The following is a 16,500-nucleotide window of genomic DNA, read 5'->3' on the forward strand; positions in this document are numbered from 1 at the left end:
CGGGTGCCAAGAGCGCGCAGGAGGCGATGGATTCGCTGTGCGCCGAGCAGGAGAAGGTGCTCGAACGCCTCGAACGCGCCGGCGTCCAGGGCGACATGGGCCCCAAGCTCGCCGAAGAGCACGATCTCGAATACTGGAACAAGGACGCCGTCGCAAAGGGCAACCTCGCTCCACAGCTCAAGATCGAAAACGAAAAGGAAAAACCCCTCACCGTAAACTACGACGAACTCGTCAAATCCTGGCAGAAGTGAGGTTTTCTTCCTTTGAGACCATGCGACGGCCGGGCACGCACCGGCCGTTTGCATGTCGTGGCGGTGAAGTAAAAAATATTTCATGATTTTGAAGATTGATCGGGCTGTTGAGAGCGCATCGCGTCGCGGCTTCTTTGAGTGATGCGCTAAACTGCGCGAAGCAAATGATTTTTCGCAATGCCATCCAAGAAAATAATTTACATGAATACATCTTCTTGCTAGGGAGACTGTAGCGATAGTGCTGCTTCGTCGCGTGGCGTAGGCGGCGAAAACCGGCAGGTGGAGTGAAAGTCATGGCATTCGTCACAATGGGTCCGATGCTGAAGCGCGCGCAGGCGGCCCGCTACGGCATCGCCGCCTTCAACATGATCGACTACAACAGCGTGCGCTCGATCATCGAGGGCGCGGCGGAGCTGGATGCGCCGATTATCGTGCAGGTCTCGGTGAAGACGATCAAGCACTGGGGCTACAAGCCGATCGCCACCTGGGTGCGCATGCTGGCGGATGATGTCGATGTGCCGGTGGCGCTTCATCTAGACCATTGCAGTGATGCGGATGTGATCGGTCGCTGTATCGATGCCGGCTGGTCGTCGGTCATGTTCGACGGTTCCTCGCTGCCCTTTGCCGAAAACAAGGCGCGCTCGGAGGAAATCTACCGCATGACCGAACAGGCCGGCGTCGGGCTGGAGGCGGAGATCGGCGCGATCGGTGGCGTCGAGGACGACAAGTTCGTGGCGGAGGATGCCGCGATCCTCGCCAACTACGACGAATGCCTCGCCTTCGTGAAGGACATGCCGAACCTCGCAGTCTTCGCGCCCGCCATCGGGACGGCACATGGTTTCTACAAAGGGCAGCCGAAGATCGCCTATGATCTTCTCGAGCGCATCACGCAATCGATTTCCGTGCCGATTGCGCTGCATGGCGGGACGGGGCTCAGCCAGGACCAATTCGACCGCTGCATTGCCGGCGGCTGCGCGAAGGTCAACATCTCGACCATGCACAAACATCGTTTCATCGAAGGCTTTATCGGCGTGCGTGCGGAAAAGCCCAAGCTGGAAGAGCCGCTCCCTTTCATCGTCGGGCAATATAACGCCATGAAGAAGGACGTCGTTGACATGATCCGCATCTTTGGATCGGCCGGCAAGGCCGCGCATGCGGCGGGGGCGTGAACCGATGCAGGCTCTTATTTTCGATTGCGACGGCGTTCTCGTAGACACCGAGCGCGACGGGCATCGCGTTTCCTTCAACGAGGCCTTTGCCGAACTCGGCATAGACTGCGTCTGGTCGGTCGAGCGCTATGGCGAACTGCTTCTGACCGCTGGCGGCAAGGAACGCATGCGGCGGCATTTCGATGAGACGGGTTGGCCCGCCGGCACCGAGGACCGGGACGCGTTGATTTCGACGATCCACAAGCGCAAGACCGCGATCTTCATGCGACTGATCGAGGAGGGCGGCCTGCCGCTTCGGCCCGGCATCGCGCGCATCGTTGACGAGGCCATTGCAAGCGGTATCACGCTCGCGGTTTGCTCGACATCGAACGAGAAGGCCGTCCAGGCGGTGGTCGATGTGATGCTCGGACCTGAACGGTCCAGGAAGATTACAGTTTTCGCGGGCGACATGGTCGCCGCCAAGAAGCCGGCGCCGGATATCTACAATCTCGCCGCGCGGACGCTCGGGCTCGATCCGAGCAATTGTGTGGTAATCGAGGACAGCAACAACGGGCTGCGCGCGGCCAAGGCGGCCGGCATGCACTGCGTCGTGACGATCTCGTCCTATACCGGCGAGGAGGATTTTTCGCTCGCTGACCGGGTCGTGGATGATCTGGATGCAGGAAACGTCGATATCTCGTTCTGCCGCGCACTCATCGACGCCTGAAAATTGGCATTCCGATCTGTGGTTCAAGCCGGCGGATTCGTTCAGCCGGCTTTTCCGCTTTTATGCCGATAGCGCTTTTCGAGAGCCTCGCCTGTGACCTTCAACGCCTTGGCCGGTTCTTCGCCCGCACGGAAGATCGTGCCGACATAAAGCAAGTCGATCAAAAACAGCTGACTGAGTCGTCCTTCCAGAAAGTCGCCGTGTAGCGGCACGAGCTGCTGCCCCGCACTCCAGGTAGTCAGTGCGACATCGGCGGCGCGCCCGACATCCGATCCGACATTGCTCGTGATGGCAATCGTCGTTGCCTTTCTCTCACGTGCCAGATGCAACGCGTCCGTTACCGTCTCGGTGGTGCCGGTATGCGAGATGCCGACCATCACGTCCTTCTCGGTCATCGTCGCGGCGACGATCGTCTGGGTATAGCCGTCGCGGAGACTGGTGGCCTCGAAGCCCGCCTTCATAAACATATGGGCGGCCTCGTCGCAGATCGCCGCCGCACCACCCACGCCGACGAAGACGATCTTGCGCGCATTGCGCAACGCTTCCACGGCCTGCTCGAGCCTGTGGGCGTCCAGCATGCGCTGCGTGCCGTCTACGCCGGCAATCAGAAGATTGGCAAGCTTGCTCGATGTGCTGATCAGGGAGTCCGTATCTTCGATCTCGAGCGGCAGGTTGACGAAGCTCGCACGTGCGCGTGCGCCCTCGGCAAGCGACAGCTTCATGTCCGAATAGCCGTCATAGCCAAGCGCCCGGCTTACGCGGCTGATCGTGGCTTCCGAGACGCCAAGCGTGCGGCCGAGTTCCGTAATGGATGAATCGAGACGCCGTCCGGCATTTTCCCGCAGGAAGTCCGCGACGATGCGCTCCGATTTCCTGAGCGTGCCATAGCGTTCCTGAATCCGCTCCAGAAGGTCGCTCTGCTTAAGGTCGCTCAAAGGTCGAGCATCAGTCATGACTTCAATCCAGGGTGCCGGCCGCGGCCGATAGGTCTGCTGAACATTGGTAGCACTATCGCCTGAGGAAGAAAAGTTTACTCTCTGCTTTTCAAGCCGGTACGTGCAGCGAAAAGCTCACCGCGTGATCGCTCGTTTTGCTGCGCCATAAACACGCCCGTCAGATTGTGGAAAGAATTTTACTTTTTGCTGGATTTCTCTGCTGGCTTCGCAGGCCGCACAAGGCAGAAGTTTTACTCCATTTTTTGTCTGCGATCCCGCATGACATAAAAAGCCATTAAAAAACAATGGTTTTGGTTGCTCGTCATCTGTTGACGAGAGATTTCCCTGCTGAATTCAGCGCTTTCATTTATGAAGAAAATTTTCTCGACAACGTGTTTTTCGGATGTTAGAACGCCATTCATCGACAAGCGATCTTCATATCGGGGAGAGAGAAATCCATGGCAGCGCAGGCTCAGAAGGCGAATGCACCCTCGCGGGAGCTTCTGGAAAAACTTTTCAGGACGGCCTACAAAATCCGTGTCTTCGAGTCCGAAGGCATCAAGCTCTATCGTCAGGGGCTGATCCGTGGATACTTCCATCCCTATCTCGGGCAGGAAGGCATCGCGACCGGCGTGTGCGCGGCCTTGCAGGAGGGGGATTTCATCGCCTCGACCCACCGCGGGCACGGCCACTGCATCGCGTGGGGCGCCGATGTGAAGCGCATGGTGGCCGAACTCCTGCAGAAGGAGACCGGTTACTGCCGCGGCTACGGCGGCTCCATGCACATCGCCGACATCAGGGCCGGTAATCTCGGGGCAAACGGCATCGTGGGCGCCGGTACGCCGCTCGGCGTCGGTGCGGCGCTCGCCAACCAGATCAAGGGTAACGACGCCGTTACGGTGACCTTCTCGACGGACGGCGCCTCCAACAACGGCACGTTCCTGGAATCGCTCAATCTGGCGGCGATCTGGAACCTGTCCTACGTGCTCGTCGTCGAGAACAACCAGTATGCGGTCTCCACCCGCATCGAGGAATCCACGCGCGACGTCGATCTCTACAAGCGCGGCCTCGCCATTGGCGTGGAGAGCCATCAGGTCGACGGCAATGACTCACTCGCCGTCTATCACCTTATGCAGGATGCGGTTGAAAAGTGCCGCCGTGGAGAAGGTCCGATCCTCATCGAGGCGAAGACCTACCGCCACATGGGCCACCATGTGAACGATCCCGGCAAGTATATGCCGGCCGACACGCTGGCCTATTACAAGGAGCGCGACCCGGTCGATCGCGCGCGCAATGCTCTCGTCGAGATCGTCGGTCTCGACCAGGCCGAAATCGAAGCGATCGAAAACGAGATCAAGCAGGAATTCGAGGATGCCGTCGAATTCTCCAAGGCGAGCCGTGAGATCACGCTCGCCGAGTTCAACGAATTCGTCGAAGCCTACTGAGCAGACGGGGAGGATCATACCATGGCCAGAGAAATCATGTACCGCGATGCGCTGCGCGAGGCGATCGACGAGGAAATGGAACGCGACAGCACCGTCTTCATCATCGGCGAAGGTATTGCCGAACGCGGTGGCTCCTACAAGGTTACGGAAGGCTTGCTGTCGAAATACGGTCCCAAGCGCGTGCGTGACACGCCGATTGCCGAAGCCGGCATGATCGGCGTCGGCGTGGGCGCGGCCATTGCCGGTGCCCGGCCGATCGTGGAAATTCTCTATATCGACTTCGCCATGCTCGGTATGGACATGATCGTCAACCAGGCCGCCAAGTTCCGTCTGATGACCGGCGGCGACGGTCGGGTTCCCTTCGTCATGCGCACGCAGGGCGGGACGGGCGGCGGCGTAGCGGCACAGCATTCGCAGAGCCTCGAGGCGCTGTTCTATCATATTCCCGGTCTGAAGGTCGTCATGCCGTCGACGCCGGCGGATGCGAAGGGTCTTTTGAAATATGCGCTGCGGCAGCCCGATCCGGTGATGTTCCTGGAGCACAAGCATCTGTACATGACGAAGGGCCTCGTTCCCGATGGCGAGCACGTCATCGAGTTCGGCAAGGGCGATATCAAGCGCCCGGGCAAGGACGTGACGCTGATCGCCTGGTCAAACATGATCCCGCGGACGCTGGAAGCAGCCGAGAGACTAGCGGCCGAGGGCATCGATGCAGAGGTGATCGATCCGCGCACGCTCGTGCCGCTCGACAAGGATATGATCCTTGGCTCGGTCGCCAAGACCAACCGTGCCGTCATCGTTCAAGAGGCCGTGCGTCGCGGCGGCGTCGCTTCTGATATCGCGTCCATCATTCAGGAGGAGGCGTTCTACCAGCTGGACGCGCCAATCGAGATCGTCGCCGGTCTCAACATACCGATCCCGTTCAACCTTGAGCTTGAAAAGGCAAGCGTTCCACAGGTGGACGACATCGTGCTTGCCGTGCGCCGCACGCTTCATTCGAAGCCGCTGGCGCAGGCCGCTGAGTGAGAAGAGAGATCGGGAGACGACCATGTCCTTGCATGTGCTGGAAAAGCTCGCGGCCACAAATCCGGACTGTGAAATCTGGTGGGATTCCTCACCCCTGATCTACGAGGGTTGGAAAGCCGCCGTCCTGGAGGATGCGCCTGCTGGAAAGCGGGCAGAATGGGAGGCGCAGCTGACGCGTCTCTTCGATGCGGAAACCGCTGCACGTGACGGAACGATGGGCTTTCGTGGCGTCACGACCAATCCGCCGCTTTCGCTCCAGGCGATCCAGGCCGATCCGGCCTTCTGGGCGGACGAGATCCGCAGGATCGGATCGACACGCAATGCCGATGATGTCGAGGATATCTACTGGGCGGTCTATCTCGATGTCGTGCGCCGCGGCGCGGCGATGATCCGCAGGGTCTTCGATACATCGGGCGGCAAGTACGGCTATGTCTCCGGCCAGGTGGATCCACGCTTCGTCACGGACAAGGCGCGCATGCTGGAGCAGGGGCTCCAGCTTGCAGAGATTGCGCCGAACGTCATGGTGAAGATCCCCGGTTCGAAGGAAGGCTACGAGGTCATCGAGGAACTGACGGCCCACGGCATCTCCACCAACAACACGACGTCCTTCACCGTTCCGCAATATATCGCCTGCATGGACGCCGTCTCACGCGGTCTTGAGCGGGCAAGGGCAGCGGGTGTCGATCTGTCGAAATGGCGCTCGGTGATCACCCATATGTCGTCCCGTCTCGGGAATGTGGGCGACCTCAAGGCTCAGGCCGATGCGCGCGGTATTTCGCTTTCGCCGGAGGAAATTCTGCTTGGCGAAATGGCGGTGCTGAAGCGAGCCTATCGCTACGGCAAGGAGCGCAACCATCCCAGCAAGATGCTGCAATGCTCCATGCGCGTGCAGGACGAAGGCGAGGGCGGCAAGGCATCGAGCGGCCATATTGCGCTGATCGCCGGCGGCGACTTCGTCTATACCTGCCCGCCGGGCTACATTACGCAACTCATGAGGGCCGAGGACCGGCTACCGGATTTCGATCCCACCGCAATCGATACGGACGCGTCGCCGGAGCTCATCGAGAAACTGCTGCGCATTCCCTATTTCCGCCAGGCCTATGAATTCGACGGCATGAAGCCGGAGGAGTTCTCACGCTTTGGCGCCTTCGCCGCAACGGCTGCTGAATTCGCAGCCGCCACCCGCAAGACCGTGGATTTCGTCGCGCAGTCGGTCGAAACGCTCCACCGTCGCGTGGCCTGAGAGGAGAACCGTCATGGCACGTCCCATTCTGATGCCACAGGTCGGTCAGGACCTGACCGAAGGCAAGATCACGGCGATCCTCGTGAAGGTCGGCGACAAGGTCAAAAAGGGCGACATCGTCGCCGAGGTCGAATCCGAAAAGGCGGTCTTCGAGGTCGAGGCCTTCGAGACGGGTACGATCCTCGAAATACGCTATAATGTCGGCGACATGGGTGTTGTTCTTGAACCTCTCATGATGGTCGGCGACGAGGGCGAGAAGCTCGAAGCCGCCACCACTCCTGTCGCAGCTTTCTCCGGCGAAGATGCCCAGTCCATTGTGGAAACTGCCAAGGAGAATATCGCCGTCTTCCCGCGAGAGTCCGTTCGTGAAAACGAGACGGCCTACCTGAAATCGGGTACCGGCGGTTCCTCGCCGCTTGCCCGACGGATTGCCGCTTCCGCCGGCATCGATATCGCCCGGGTGTCCGGCTCCGGTCCGCGCGGTGCTGTGGTGAAGCGCGATGTGGAGGCATTCAAGCGCTCCTCCGGCTCGGGCACGCTCGTCAACTTCGGCGGCGCCGCTTCGACGGCTTCAAGCGGCCGCAGCGTCCTCAAGACGCTGCAAGCCGGTGTGGGAGATCCGGTGCTGTTCGTTCACGGCTTCGGAGCCGAGCTTTCCGCCTGGCGGTCGTTCATCGGCCATATCAGCGTGGCCAATCCGATCCTCGCGATCGACCTTCCCGGTCACGGTGGCGCGGCGAATGCATCGGCCGACAGCTTCGACGATCTTGTGGCCGTCGTGCGCGCCACGCTAGCTGCCGAGAAGATCGAGCGGCTGCATCTGGTCGGCCATTCGCTCGGCGCGGCAGTCGCCACGACAATCGCCGGTGGTGGTGACTTCGACGTGCGGTCGCTGACGCTGATTGCGCCGGCCGGCCTCGGACCCAAGATCAACGGCGACTATGTGAGCGGGTTCCTGTCTGCCGACAGCGAGGCAGCACTTCAGGCCTGGCTCGGCCTTCTGGTCCACGAGCCGGCGAGCCTGCCGGGCGTCCTGGTCCGCGCGACACTCTCCGGTCGCGAAGGAACGGGTATGGTGGCGAACCAGACACGGCTTGCCGCCGGTGTCTTTGCGGGAAGCACACAGCTCTTCTCCGTGCGTGATGCCCTCAACCGTTTCGGCGGCCCGGCTCGCGTTATCGTTGGAGAGCAGGACCGGATCATTCCGGCAGAACACAGCAATGCATTGCCCGCGCATGTGGGGTTGCACCGCCTTCCACAGGTCGGCCACCTGCCGCAGCTCGAAGCCGCCCCGCTCGTCGGCCGGCTCGTGTCGCAGACCATTCGAAGCGCTAGCTGAGCGCTTCGCCTCCCGGCCGTGCCACGCACCTCTCCCTGGTGCGTGGCCGCGTCGAGCCAATATCCCTCGAAAGGAATGCCGCATGCCGGCCTATGATGTCATTGTGATCGGCGCGGGGCCGGGCGGCTATGTCGCGGCCATTCGTGCGGCGCAGCTGGGTCTGAGGACGGCGGTTGTCGAGCGCCGGCATCTCGGTGGCATCTGCCTGAACTGGGGCTGCATTCCCACGAAGTCGCTGCTCCATTCTGCAGCCCTTCTGGATGAGGCTCGTCATGCGGCATCCTTCGGCATTCGAAGCGAAACGCCCTCCGTCGATCTTCCCACTGTTGTCGCGCGCTCGCGCACGGTCGCGGGCCAGCTAAATACCGGTGTGCAATTCCTGCTGCGCAAGAACAAGGTCGACGTGATCTGGGGTGCCGCCGAAATCCTGGCGCCCGGCATGGTGCGCGTCACGGCCGGTGAGGGCGAAGCGCCGAAGGGCACGCTTGCACCCGGCGATTACGATGCGGCACATATCATCATCGCCACTGGCGCCTCCGAACGCCGCCTCCCGGGCATCGTTCCCGACGGCGAACGCATCTGGTCCTATCATCATGCGATGACGCCTGCGGTGCTGCCGGCGTCCATTGCCATTGTGGGTGGTGGCGCCATCGGTGTGGAATTTGCAAGCCTCTATAGTTCGCTGGGCGCGAAAGTGACGCTGATCGAGCGTCTGGCTCGTATCCTGCCGCAGGAAGACGCCGAGGTGGCCGAGCAGATGAGCAAGTCCCTGCGCAAGCGCGGGATCGAGGTTTTGACCGGCGTTGAAATTTCGCAGGTGTCGTCCGATGTGGCCGGCGTGACTGTGCGCTTCAGCGATCCCGATGGTCCTCGTGAAATCACAGCCGATAAGCTTCTTTCCGCCGCGGGTGTCGTGGCAAATGTCGATGGGCTTGGCTTGGAGAAGCTTGGGGTCGCCCTGCGCAACGGCACAATCGCTGCCGATGCGGCCGGCCGGACCAACATTGCCGGGCTTTACGCCATCGGCGACGTCGCGGGCCCGCCCATGCTGGCGCACAAGGCCGAGCATGAGGGTGTGCGCTGTGTCGAGGCGATCGCGGGTCGTGGACCGCACGCTGCCATGGGACCGGTCCCGTCCTGCATTTTCGCCGCGCCACAGGTCGCCTCTATTGGTCTGACGGAAGAGGCCGCTCTCCAAAAAGGGCTGGTCGTCGATATCGGACGCTTCGCTTTTCGCGGAAACGGCAAGGCGGTGACCATTGGCGAAACAGACGGTTTCGTCAAAGTCCTGTTCGACAAGGTGAGCGGTCGACTCGTCGGCGCGCACATGATCGGTCCCTCGGTCAGCGAACTCGTGCCGGTCTTTTCTCTCGCGTTGACCATGGGCGCGACGGGCGAGCATCTTCTCCACACGATATTTCCCCATCCCACGCTGTCGGAAGCGCTGCATGAGGCTACGCTGGCCTCCGATTCACGCGCGATTCACGCATAGAGGATGGACATGAGCAAAGGCACGATTGTTTTCGATCTCGATGGCACGCTGGTGGACAGCGTACCGGACCTGGCAGGGTCTCTCGACACGCTGATGGAAGAAAGGGGGCTGGCGCCGATCGGTGTCGAAACCGCGCGCCGGCTGATCGGCCACGGTATTCCCAACCTGGTGCGCCGGGCTTTGGCCGAACGCGGCGTCGAGTGGCAGGACGACACCGGCGCTGCCGCCGTCAAGCGCTTCACGGAGATCTACGGCGCACGCGCCGCGCAGGAGACACGGCCCTATGCCGATGTCGAGACCGTGCTGGAACGTCTTGCGGGTGAGGGGTGGCGGATGGCGGTCTGCACCAACAAGATGGAGCGCTTCGCCCGGCAGATCGTCGATCATCTCGGCCTCTCGCGCCACTTCGCGGTGGTGGCAGGGCCGGATACTTTCGGCGTCGGCAAGCCGGACCCCCGCCATCTGACGGAAACCGCGGCGGCGGCCGGTGGCGGGCATCCCATCCTGTTCGTCGGCGATTCAGAGGTCGACATAGCAACCGGCAAGGCGGCCGGCGTGCCGGTGATCGCGCTGACCTACGGCTACACGAAAACGCCGCTGGACGATCTCGGCGCCGACCGGCTCATCGATACCTTCGCCGAACTGCCCGATGCCATCGCCTCGCTTCAGGCGGAGCAAGCGGCGGCAACCTGACATCCTGATGCCGGCCGGAGCCGGCACCGCACAACTCTTGGGGAGAAGAAAATGCCGCTGAGGCTGTCGCTCAACACCAATCCGCTGGTCAACCGGTTCGCCGACGTTGACGATCTCATCGAGACGATCGCCGAGCGAATCCGCATCGGTCATATCCAGCTGACCCCGGAGTTCATCAATCCATCCTGGCCGGCCTCCGTCATCACGCGTCGTGTTCGTGCCTTCCGCCGCGCGCTGGACCGCACCGGCGTGCGGGTCACATCCGTCATGACGAGCACCTACGGCCGCCTGAACCATTTCGGCCATCCCGACCCCGATGTGCGCGCCTATTATCTCGAATGGTTCCGCACATTGGCAGACATTGCCGGAGAACTGGGTGCGGACGGCATGGGCTCACAGTTCGCGGTCTTCACGCAGAAGGATTACAACGACCAGGCGCGACGGCAGGAACTGATCGAAACCGTCCTCGATTGCTGGAAGGCCGTGGCGGAACAGGGCAAGGCGGCTGGGCTCAAATACATCTTCTGGGAGCCGATGTCGGTTGGCCGTGAGTTTGGCCAGACGATTGCCGCCTGCCGCACGCTCGACCGGCGGCTCGCTAGCGCGGGTTTCGCCATACCGTTCCGCATGATCGTGGACATCGACCACGGCGACGTGACCTCCTCGAATCCGGATGATATCGACCCCTATGCCTGGGCGGCGGCGTTCCCGCAGGAATCACCGATCATCCATGTCAAGCAGTCCTCCATGAACAAGGGCGGGCACTGGCCCTTCACCGCCGAACACAACAAGGACGGCCGCATCCAGCCGGAGAAACTGATCCGTACCGTCAAGGAGGCCGGCGGCACGGACAACGAGATCTGCATGGAGCTGTCGTTTCGCGAACGCGAACCGACGGATGGCCGTGTCGTCGAGATGATCCGGGAATCGGTCGCCTATTGGGAACCGCATATCGACACCGGCATGAACGGTTTTCGCGGCTGAGGAAGGAAGAACACATGACAAAATCGCTCTGGGTCGGCACAAGCTGGAAAATGAACAAGACGCTTGCGGAGGCGTTGGCTTTCGCAGACGGCCTCAAGGCGGCGGATGGTGAACGCGCGCGGCATGTTCAACGCTTCATCCTGCCCGCATTCACTGCCATCAGGGAGGTAAAGAGCCGCCTTGCGCAGACCAGCGTGAAGGTCGGTGCGCAGAATATGCACTGGGATGACGGTGGGGCTTGGACCGGCGAGATCTCGCCGGTCATGCTGAAGGACTGCAATGCAGACCTTGTCGAGATCGGGCATAGCGAGCGTCGTGAGTTCTTCAACGAGACAGATGAGGCGGTTGGCCGCAAAACTGCGGCAGCGGTGCGCCACGGCCTGATCCCGCTCGTGTGCGTTGGCGAGACGCTTGCCGAACGAGAGGCTGGGCAGGCGGACGAAGTGCTGGCACGTCAGGTAACGGCGGCTCTAGCTTTGCTCACTCCGGCGGAAAAGCAGGTGCGAATCCTTATCGCCTATGAACCGGTATGGGCGATCGGAGTGAACGGCATCCCTGCGACGATGGACTATGCCAATGCCCGTCACGAGAGGATCAGCGCGGTCGTCGAAGAGGCCATGGGCCGTCGTCTGCCGTTGCTATATGGTGGCAGCGTCAATCCGGCCAACTGCGCGGAACTCGTGTCGCAGGCCCATATCGACGGACTGTTCATCGGACGCTCGGCCTGGACTGTCGAAGGCTATCTGGACATCCTCAGCCGGGTTGCCAGCACAGTCTGAAGGGAAGAGCGGTCCCCCGCGCAGCGTCAGTCAGAACTCAATGCGGAAGCATCGTTTTCGCGATTCTCTTCCTGCGGCGCTGCGTGCATTGCGCCGAGTATGCGGTTGCGGCCAACGAGGATGACGTTTTCCATGGCCCGGCGTGCGCCGTCCTCGTCCCGCCGCCGAATTTCCTCCACGATGCGGATATGGCTCGACGACACGTCGGTGATACGGATATCCGCAGTTGCCGGCGAGCTCAGTTCGAAGACGCCGGCAAGGGCGGCCTCGATAAGGCTTCCCACCGTGCGCATGAAGGGGTTGCGCGAGGCCTCCATGACGCTCAGATGGAAGCGCAGGTCGGCGATCGCCATCGTCTCGGGGGTGTGGCTGGGATCGCCCATGGCGACGGCCAGATGCATCATCTGGATGATATCGGCCTCGGAGGCATGGCGTACGGCGAGGGCGGCCGCATGCGGCTCGAAGCCGAGCCTGATCTCGCTCAGGTGCAGGAGAAAATTCTCGTCGACGCCGACGGCGAAATGCCAGGTGAGGATATCGCCGTCAAAGAGGTTCCACTGGCTCTTCGGCGTCACGCGTGTGCCGATGCGGGCGCGGGGCACGACGAGGCCTTTGGCAGCCAGCGTCTTCATGGCCTCGCGCAGCACGGTTCTGGAAACCTCGAAGCGCGCCTCCAGTTCGGCGTCGCCGGGAAGGGTGGCGCCGACGGGGAACTCCCCGGCGATGATCGCCTTGCCGAGGGCGTTCACCACCTGCCAATGGCTTGTGCGCACACCCGCGCCCGTGATGACCGTATCCAGCACTCCCTTGCGGCGGACCATGTGCTATCCCCTTCTTTCGGGGTCGCCCTGCGCAATAGCCGCCGCCTTTTGTTTGACGTCAGGCATGGCGTCTCTTTCGATCGGACAGGAGGATCAGGGCCTTCTGCAGCAGGATGAATGCGAAGAGTAGCAGGCCGATGAGGATCTTGGTCCACCAGCTCGAAAGCGAGCCGTCGAACGTGATGTAGGTCTGGATCAGCCCCTGTATGAGGATGCCGATCAGCGTGCCCGCGACGAAGCCCGAGCCGCCCGTCAGCAGCGTGCCGCCGATGACCACGGCCGCAATGGCGTCAAGCTCGACGCCGACGGTCGCCAGCGAATAGCCGGCCGACGTGTAGAGCGAGAAGACGATGCCCGACAGGCCGGCGAGAAACCCCGACAGAGCGTAGATCAGGATGGTCGTGCGGCCGATCGGCACGCCCATGAGCCGCGCCGTGGCGGTGCCGCCGCCGAGCGCATAAACGTCGGCGCCGAAGCGGGTGCGGTGGGCGATCAGAATGCCGACAAGGAAAACAACGAGCATCAGCCCGCCGATCAGTGTCAGGCGCCCGCCACCGGGAAGCACATAATAGAAGCTCTTCAGTGTCGTATAGAACGGGTGCTTGATCGGGATCGAATCGATGGAAAGCACGAAGGCCATGCCGCGGGCGAGGAACATGCCCGCCAGCGTGACGATGAATGGTGGCATTTCCAGATGATGGATGATCGCGCCCATGATCGCGCCGAAGGCGGTGGTGATGATCAGCGCCAGGGCGAAGGCGACGAGCGGGTGGATCGCGGTCGATTGCAGCAGCACGGCGAGGAAGACGCCGGTGAACGCGATCACCGCGCCGATCGACAGGTCGATGCCGCCGGAGAGGATGACGAAGGTCATGCCGACGGCTGCGATGCCGAGGAAGGCGTTGTCCGTCAGCAGGTTGCCGATCACCCGGGTCGACAGCATGTTGGGGTACTGTGCGATGCAGACGGCATAGGCGATGAGGAAGATCGCGACGGTCGCGGTGAGCGGAAGGTAACGCGGGTTCATTTCGCCTCCTGCCCCTTCGTGGGCTCGGTGGCGCGGGCGCGCGACAGCCAGATGAAGGCCGATTGCGCGCGCGGGGACTGGATGACCAGGATCAGCACGATGATCGCCGCCTTGATGATGAGGTTGAATTCCGGCGGGAAGCCCGAGAGCAGGATGCCGGTGTTGATCGACTGGATGATCATCGCGCCGAGCAGCGAGGCGGCGATGCTGAAACGCCCCCCGAGCAGGGATGTGCCGCCGACGACCACCGCGAGGATGGCGTCGAGCTCGAGCCACAGGCCTGCATTGTTGGCATCCGCGCCGCGGATATCCGCGGCCGCGATGATGCCGGCCAGGGCGGCGCAGAGGCCAGAGAGCATGTAGGCGGCGATGAGCAGGACACCGGTGGAGACACCGGAAAGGCGCGAGGCGCGGCGGTTGACGCCGACGGCCTCGATCAACATGCCGAGCGCCGTTCGCCGGACGAGCAGCGCGACGATCAGCCCGAAGCCCAACCAGATGATGACCGGCATCGGCAGGCCGAACAGCGAGCCGCTGCCGATGAAGATCAGGCCCGGATGATTGAAGGTGAGGATCGCGCCTTCGGTAATGAGCTGCGCGATGCCGCGTCCCGCCACCATGAGCACCAGCGTCGCGATGATCGGCTGGATATCGAGCACGGCGACGAGCACCCCGTTCCACAGGCCGCACAGGATACCTGTCGAGATCGTCACGGCGAGCGTGAAGGCGAGCGAATGGCCGGCGGTGATGGAGGCGGCCGCGACCGCGCCGCAGATCGCCATGACCGCACCCACGGAAAGGTCGATGCCCTTTGTCGCGATCACCACCGTCATGCCGATGGCCAGCAGCGCGACCGGTGCGCCGCGGTTCAGGATATCGATGAGGCTGCCGTAGAGACGGTCGTTCTGGAACGACAGCTTGAAGAAGCCCGGGAAGGCGAGCGACACCATGAACAGGATGATGGCGAGCGCCGCGACCTGCGGAAACAGCCTGACGGCATAGGCCTTGAGCGTGCCCGTCATGCCGGTCTCCCTTCATGCGCGGAGGCGATCGCCTCGATGATGGCGTTCGTGGTGACCTCTTCACCCGTCAGCTCGGCCACATGTGCCCGGTCTCGCAGCACGAGGACGCGGCTCGAATAGGCGACCAGCTCTTCCAGTTCGGAGGATATGACGATCAGCGACATGCCGTTCTCGCAGAGGGTCTCGATAAGGCGGATGATTTCCGCGTGGGCGCCGACATCGATGCCGCGCGTCGGCTCGTCCAGGATCAGGAATTCCGGATTGGTCGCCAGCCAGCGGGCCAGGATGGCCTTCTGCTGGTTTCCGCCGGACAGAAGCCGGATGGGCTTCTCACGGTCGCTCGTGCGGATGTCGAGCGCCTTGATGTAGTGGTCGGCCAGCCTGTCCTGCTCGCTTCGGCTGATCGGCCGTGCCCAGCCGCGCCGCGCCTGCAGCGCCAGCACGATGTTCTCGCGCACCGAGAGGTCGCCGACGATGCCATCGACCTTGCGGTCCTCGGGGCAGAAGCCGAACTTCTCGCGGATCGCCGCGCGCGGTGAGGAAAGATCGAGCGTGCGGCCATCGGCCTGCGCCGTACCGCTGTCAGCGCGTTCGGCGCCGAACAGGATTTCCGCCGTCTCCGTGCGGCCGGAGCCGAGCAGGCCGGCAATGCCGACGACCTCACCGGATGCGACGTCCAGGTCGAACGGCTGGATATGTCCCTTCCGGCCGAAGCTGCGGAAGCGGAAGCGCGCTTCGCCGGGCGCCTTCGTCTCGCTGTGCTTCGCTTCTCCGACTTCCTGCACGAGTTCGCGACCCAGCATCATGGCGATGAGTTCGCGGCGCGGCAGCGCCGCGGTCTCGCGTGTACCGACCAGCTGGCCGTTGCGCAGAACGGTGATGCGGTCCGAGATCTCGTAGACCTGTTCGAGGAAGTGCGTGATGAAGATGATGCCGAGGCCGCGCTCCTTGAGGCGGCGCACGATGCGAAACAGCATCGCGACTTCGTGCGTGTCGAGGCTGGCCGTCGGTTCGTCGAGGATGAGCACCTTGCCCGAAAGATCGACGGCGCGGGCGATCGCAATGACCTGCTGGACGGCGACGGAGAAGGCTGAAAGCTCCGCCGTCACATCGATGTCGAGGTCGTATTCGGAAAGCAGGGCGCGGGCCTGCTTGTTCATCGCGCGCGCGTCGACGAGCCCGAAACGGCGCGGCTGACGCCCGAGGAACAGGTTTTCGGCAACCGTGAGGTTCGCCAGCAGGTTCACTTCCTGGTAGACCGTGCCGATGCCGAGCTTCTGCGCTTCCAGCGTGTTGTGCGGATCAACATCGACGCCATCGAGCAGGATACGACCGCCATCGCGCCGGTAGGCGCCTGTCAGGCACTTGATGAGCGTGGATTTTCCGGCGCCGTTTTCACCCAGAAGGGCGTGGACCTCACCGCGCGCGAGCGAGAAATCGACGCCGTTGAGCGCCCTGGCACCTGGGAAGATCTTGTCGATCCCCGTCGCCGATAGAACATAGGAACTGACCGACTGCATGATCCCGACCCGTATGACAGAAACCGGCCGCAGCGTAACAAGACGCGC

At 62.5% G+C, this 16,500-nt stretch carries 15 protein-coding genes and 1 pseudogene; 11 read left to right on the forward strand and 5 right to left on the reverse strand.

The features are described from left to right. From B5M41_RS23105 to B5M41_RS23115, 3 genes and pseudogenes are all read left to right on the forward strand, one after another. Positions 1 to 251: pseudogene (locus B5M41_RS23105) on the forward strand (carbohydrate ABC transporter substrate-binding protein); the annotation flags it as partial. A 293-nt stretch (positions 252 to 544) separates the two neighbouring features. Then, positions 545 to 1,420, forward strand: coding sequence for a class II fructose-bisphosphate aldolase (locus B5M41_RS23110; protein ID WP_167719363.1), 876 nt, complete (start codon positions 545 to 547; stop codon positions 1,418 to 1,420). A 4-nt stretch (positions 1,421 to 1,424) separates the two neighbouring features. Beyond that, the gene (locus B5M41_RS23115; RefSeq protein WP_160872922.1) at positions 1,425 to 2,126 is read left to right on the forward strand and encodes an HAD family hydrolase; all 702 of its coding nucleotides are present in this window, start codon (positions 1,425 to 1,427) and stop codon (positions 2,124 to 2,126) included. A 41-nt stretch (positions 2,127 to 2,167) separates the two neighbouring features. Here B5M41_RS23115 and B5M41_RS23120 read toward each other — a convergent pair whose 3' ends face one another. Next, positions 2,168 to 3,079, reverse strand: a complete 912-nt coding sequence (locus tag B5M41_RS23120) for a MurR/RpiR family transcriptional regulator (protein WP_134651331.1) — start codon at positions 3,077 to 3,079, stop codon at positions 2,168 to 2,170. 440 nt (positions 3,080 to 3,519) lie between these two features. On the opposite strand from B5M41_RS23120, the gene B5M41_RS23125 reads away from it, so the two are divergent. The 8 genes from B5M41_RS23125 (at position 3,520) to B5M41_RS23160 (ending at position 12,062) form a co-directional block, all read left to right on the forward strand. Continuing rightward, positions 3,520 to 4,506 (forward strand): thiamine pyrophosphate-dependent dehydrogenase E1 component subunit alpha, encoded by a 987-nt coding sequence (locus B5M41_RS23125; RefSeq protein ID WP_202402433.1) that lies wholly within the window; start codon positions 3,520 to 3,522, stop codon positions 4,504 to 4,506. A 21-nt stretch (positions 4,507 to 4,527) separates the two neighbouring features. Further along, positions 4,528 to 5,532, forward strand: coding sequence for an alpha-ketoacid dehydrogenase subunit beta (locus B5M41_RS23130; RefSeq protein ID WP_202402432.1), 1,005 nt, complete (start codon positions 4,528 to 4,530; stop codon positions 5,530 to 5,532). A 22-nt stretch (positions 5,533 to 5,554) separates the two neighbouring features. Beyond that, positions 5,555 to 6,775 carry a transaldolase family protein gene (locus B5M41_RS23135; RefSeq protein WP_134651329.1) on the forward strand — a complete coding sequence of 407 codons (1,221 nt, stop codon included), beginning with the start codon at positions 5,555 to 5,557 and terminating at the stop codon, positions 6,773 to 6,775. A 13-nt stretch (positions 6,776 to 6,788) separates the two neighbouring features. Next, positions 6,789 to 8,114, forward strand: a complete 1,326-nt coding sequence (locus B5M41_RS23140) for an acetoin dehydrogenase dihydrolipoyllysine-residue acetyltransferase subunit (RefSeq protein WP_134651327.1) — start codon at positions 6,789 to 6,791, stop codon at positions 8,112 to 8,114. A gap of 82 nt (positions 8,115 to 8,196) precedes the next feature. Next, positions 8,197 to 9,606 (forward strand): dihydrolipoyl dehydrogenase, encoded by a 1,410-nt coding sequence (gene lpdA, locus B5M41_RS23145; protein WP_134651325.1) that lies wholly within the window; start codon positions 8,197 to 8,199, stop codon positions 9,604 to 9,606. Positions 9,607 to 9,615: 9 nt separating this feature from the next. Next, complete coding sequence (gene gph, locus B5M41_RS23150; protein WP_167719359.1) at positions 9,616 to 10,299, forward strand: phosphoglycolate phosphatase; 684 nt, start codon at positions 9,616 to 9,618, stop codon at positions 10,297 to 10,299. Between the two features lie 51 nt (positions 10,300 to 10,350). Further along, the gene (locus B5M41_RS23155; RefSeq protein ID WP_134651321.1) at positions 10,351 to 11,283 is read left to right on the forward strand and encodes a sugar phosphate isomerase/epimerase family protein; all 933 of its coding nucleotides are present in this window, start codon (positions 10,351 to 10,353) and stop codon (positions 11,281 to 11,283) included. Positions 11,284 to 11,297: 14 nt separating this feature from the next. Continuing rightward, complete coding sequence (locus tag B5M41_RS23160) at positions 11,298 to 12,062, forward strand: triose-phosphate isomerase (protein WP_134651319.1); 765 nt, start codon at positions 11,298 to 11,300, stop codon at positions 12,060 to 12,062. A 26-nt stretch (positions 12,063 to 12,088) separates the two neighbouring features. On the opposite strand, the gene B5M41_RS23165 is transcribed toward B5M41_RS23160, so the two are convergent. From B5M41_RS23165 to ytfR, 4 genes are read right to left on the reverse strand one after another with little or no spacing between them, the layout of a single operon-like run. After that, a complete protein-coding gene (locus B5M41_RS23165) occupies positions 12,089 to 12,883 on the reverse strand; it encodes a FadR/GntR family transcriptional regulator (RefSeq protein ID WP_134651317.1) in 795 nt (264 codons plus the stop codon). Between the two features lie 58 nt (positions 12,884 to 12,941). Further along, on the reverse strand, positions 12,942 to 13,910 hold the full coding sequence (gene yjfF / locus B5M41_RS23170; protein ID WP_134651315.1) for a galactofuranose ABC transporter, permease protein YjfF: 969 nt from the start codon (positions 13,908 to 13,910) through the stop codon (positions 12,942 to 12,944). Continuing rightward, positions 13,907 to 14,932 carry an ABC transporter permease gene (locus tag B5M41_RS23175; protein ID WP_134651313.1) on the reverse strand — a complete coding sequence of 342 codons (1,026 nt, stop codon included), beginning with the start codon at positions 14,930 to 14,932 and terminating at the stop codon, positions 13,907 to 13,909. Before B5M41_RS23175 ends, yjfF begins: the two co-directional genes overlap by 4 nt. Continuing rightward, positions 14,929 to 16,452, reverse strand: a complete 1,524-nt coding sequence (gene ytfR / locus B5M41_RS23180) for a galactofuranose ABC transporter, ATP-binding protein YtfR (protein WP_134651311.1) — start codon at positions 16,450 to 16,452, stop codon at positions 14,929 to 14,931. Before ytfR ends, B5M41_RS23175 begins: the two co-directional genes overlap by 4 nt. Between the last annotated feature and the right edge of the window lie 48 nt (positions 16,453 to 16,500).

This window comes from Shinella sumterensis, from assembly GCF_004514425.2.
In the GTDB taxonomy this organism is placed as follows: Bacteria; Pseudomonadota; Alphaproteobacteria; order Rhizobiales; family Rhizobiaceae; genus Shinella; species Shinella sumterensis.

Coding starts and splice junctions, on each gene's coding strand:
- B5M41_RS23160 (WP_134651319.1), top strand. CDS start 11,298: ATGACAAAATCGCTCTGGGTCGGCACAAGCTGGAAAATGAACAAGACG.
- ytfR (WP_134651311.1), bottom strand. CDS start 16,452: ATGCAGTCGGTCAGTTCCTATGTTCTATCGGCGACGGGGATCGACAAG.
- B5M41_RS23165 (WP_134651317.1), bottom strand. CDS start 12,883: ATGGTCCGCCGCAAGGGAGTGCTGGATACGGTCATCACGGGCGCGGGT.
- B5M41_RS23115 (WP_160872922.1), top strand. CDS start 1,425: ATGCAGGCTCTTATTTTCGATTGCGACGGCGTTCTCGTAGACACCGAG.
- B5M41_RS23135 (WP_134651329.1), top strand. CDS start 5,555: ATGTCCTTGCATGTGCTGGAAAAGCTCGCGGCCACAAATCCGGACTGT.
- B5M41_RS23140 (WP_134651327.1), top strand. CDS start 6,789: ATGGCACGTCCCATTCTGATGCCACAGGTCGGTCAGGACCTGACCGAA.
- B5M41_RS23110 (WP_167719363.1), top strand. CDS start 545: ATGGCATTCGTCACAATGGGTCCGATGCTGAAGCGCGCGCAGGCGGCC.
- B5M41_RS23130 (WP_202402432.1), top strand. CDS start 4,528: ATGGCCAGAGAAATCATGTACCGCGATGCGCTGCGCGAGGCGATCGAC.
- yjfF (WP_134651315.1), bottom strand. CDS start 13,910: ATGAACCCGCGTTACCTTCCGCTCACCGCGACCGTCGCGATCTTCCTC.
- B5M41_RS23175 (WP_134651313.1), bottom strand. CDS start 14,932: ATGACGGGCACGCTCAAGGCCTATGCCGTCAGGCTGTTTCCGCAGGTC.
- gph (WP_167719359.1), top strand. CDS start 9,616: ATGAGCAAAGGCACGATTGTTTTCGATCTCGATGGCACGCTGGTGGAC.
- B5M41_RS23120 (WP_134651331.1), bottom strand. CDS start 3,079: ATGACTGATGCTCGACCTTTGAGCGACCTTAAGCAGAGCGACCTTCTG.
- lpdA (WP_134651325.1), top strand. CDS start 8,197: ATGCCGGCCTATGATGTCATTGTGATCGGCGCGGGGCCGGGCGGCTAT.
- B5M41_RS23155 (WP_134651321.1), top strand. CDS start 10,351: ATGCCGCTGAGGCTGTCGCTCAACACCAATCCGCTGGTCAACCGGTTC.
- B5M41_RS23125 (WP_202402433.1), top strand. CDS start 3,520: ATGGCAGCGCAGGCTCAGAAGGCGAATGCACCCTCGCGGGAGCTTCTG.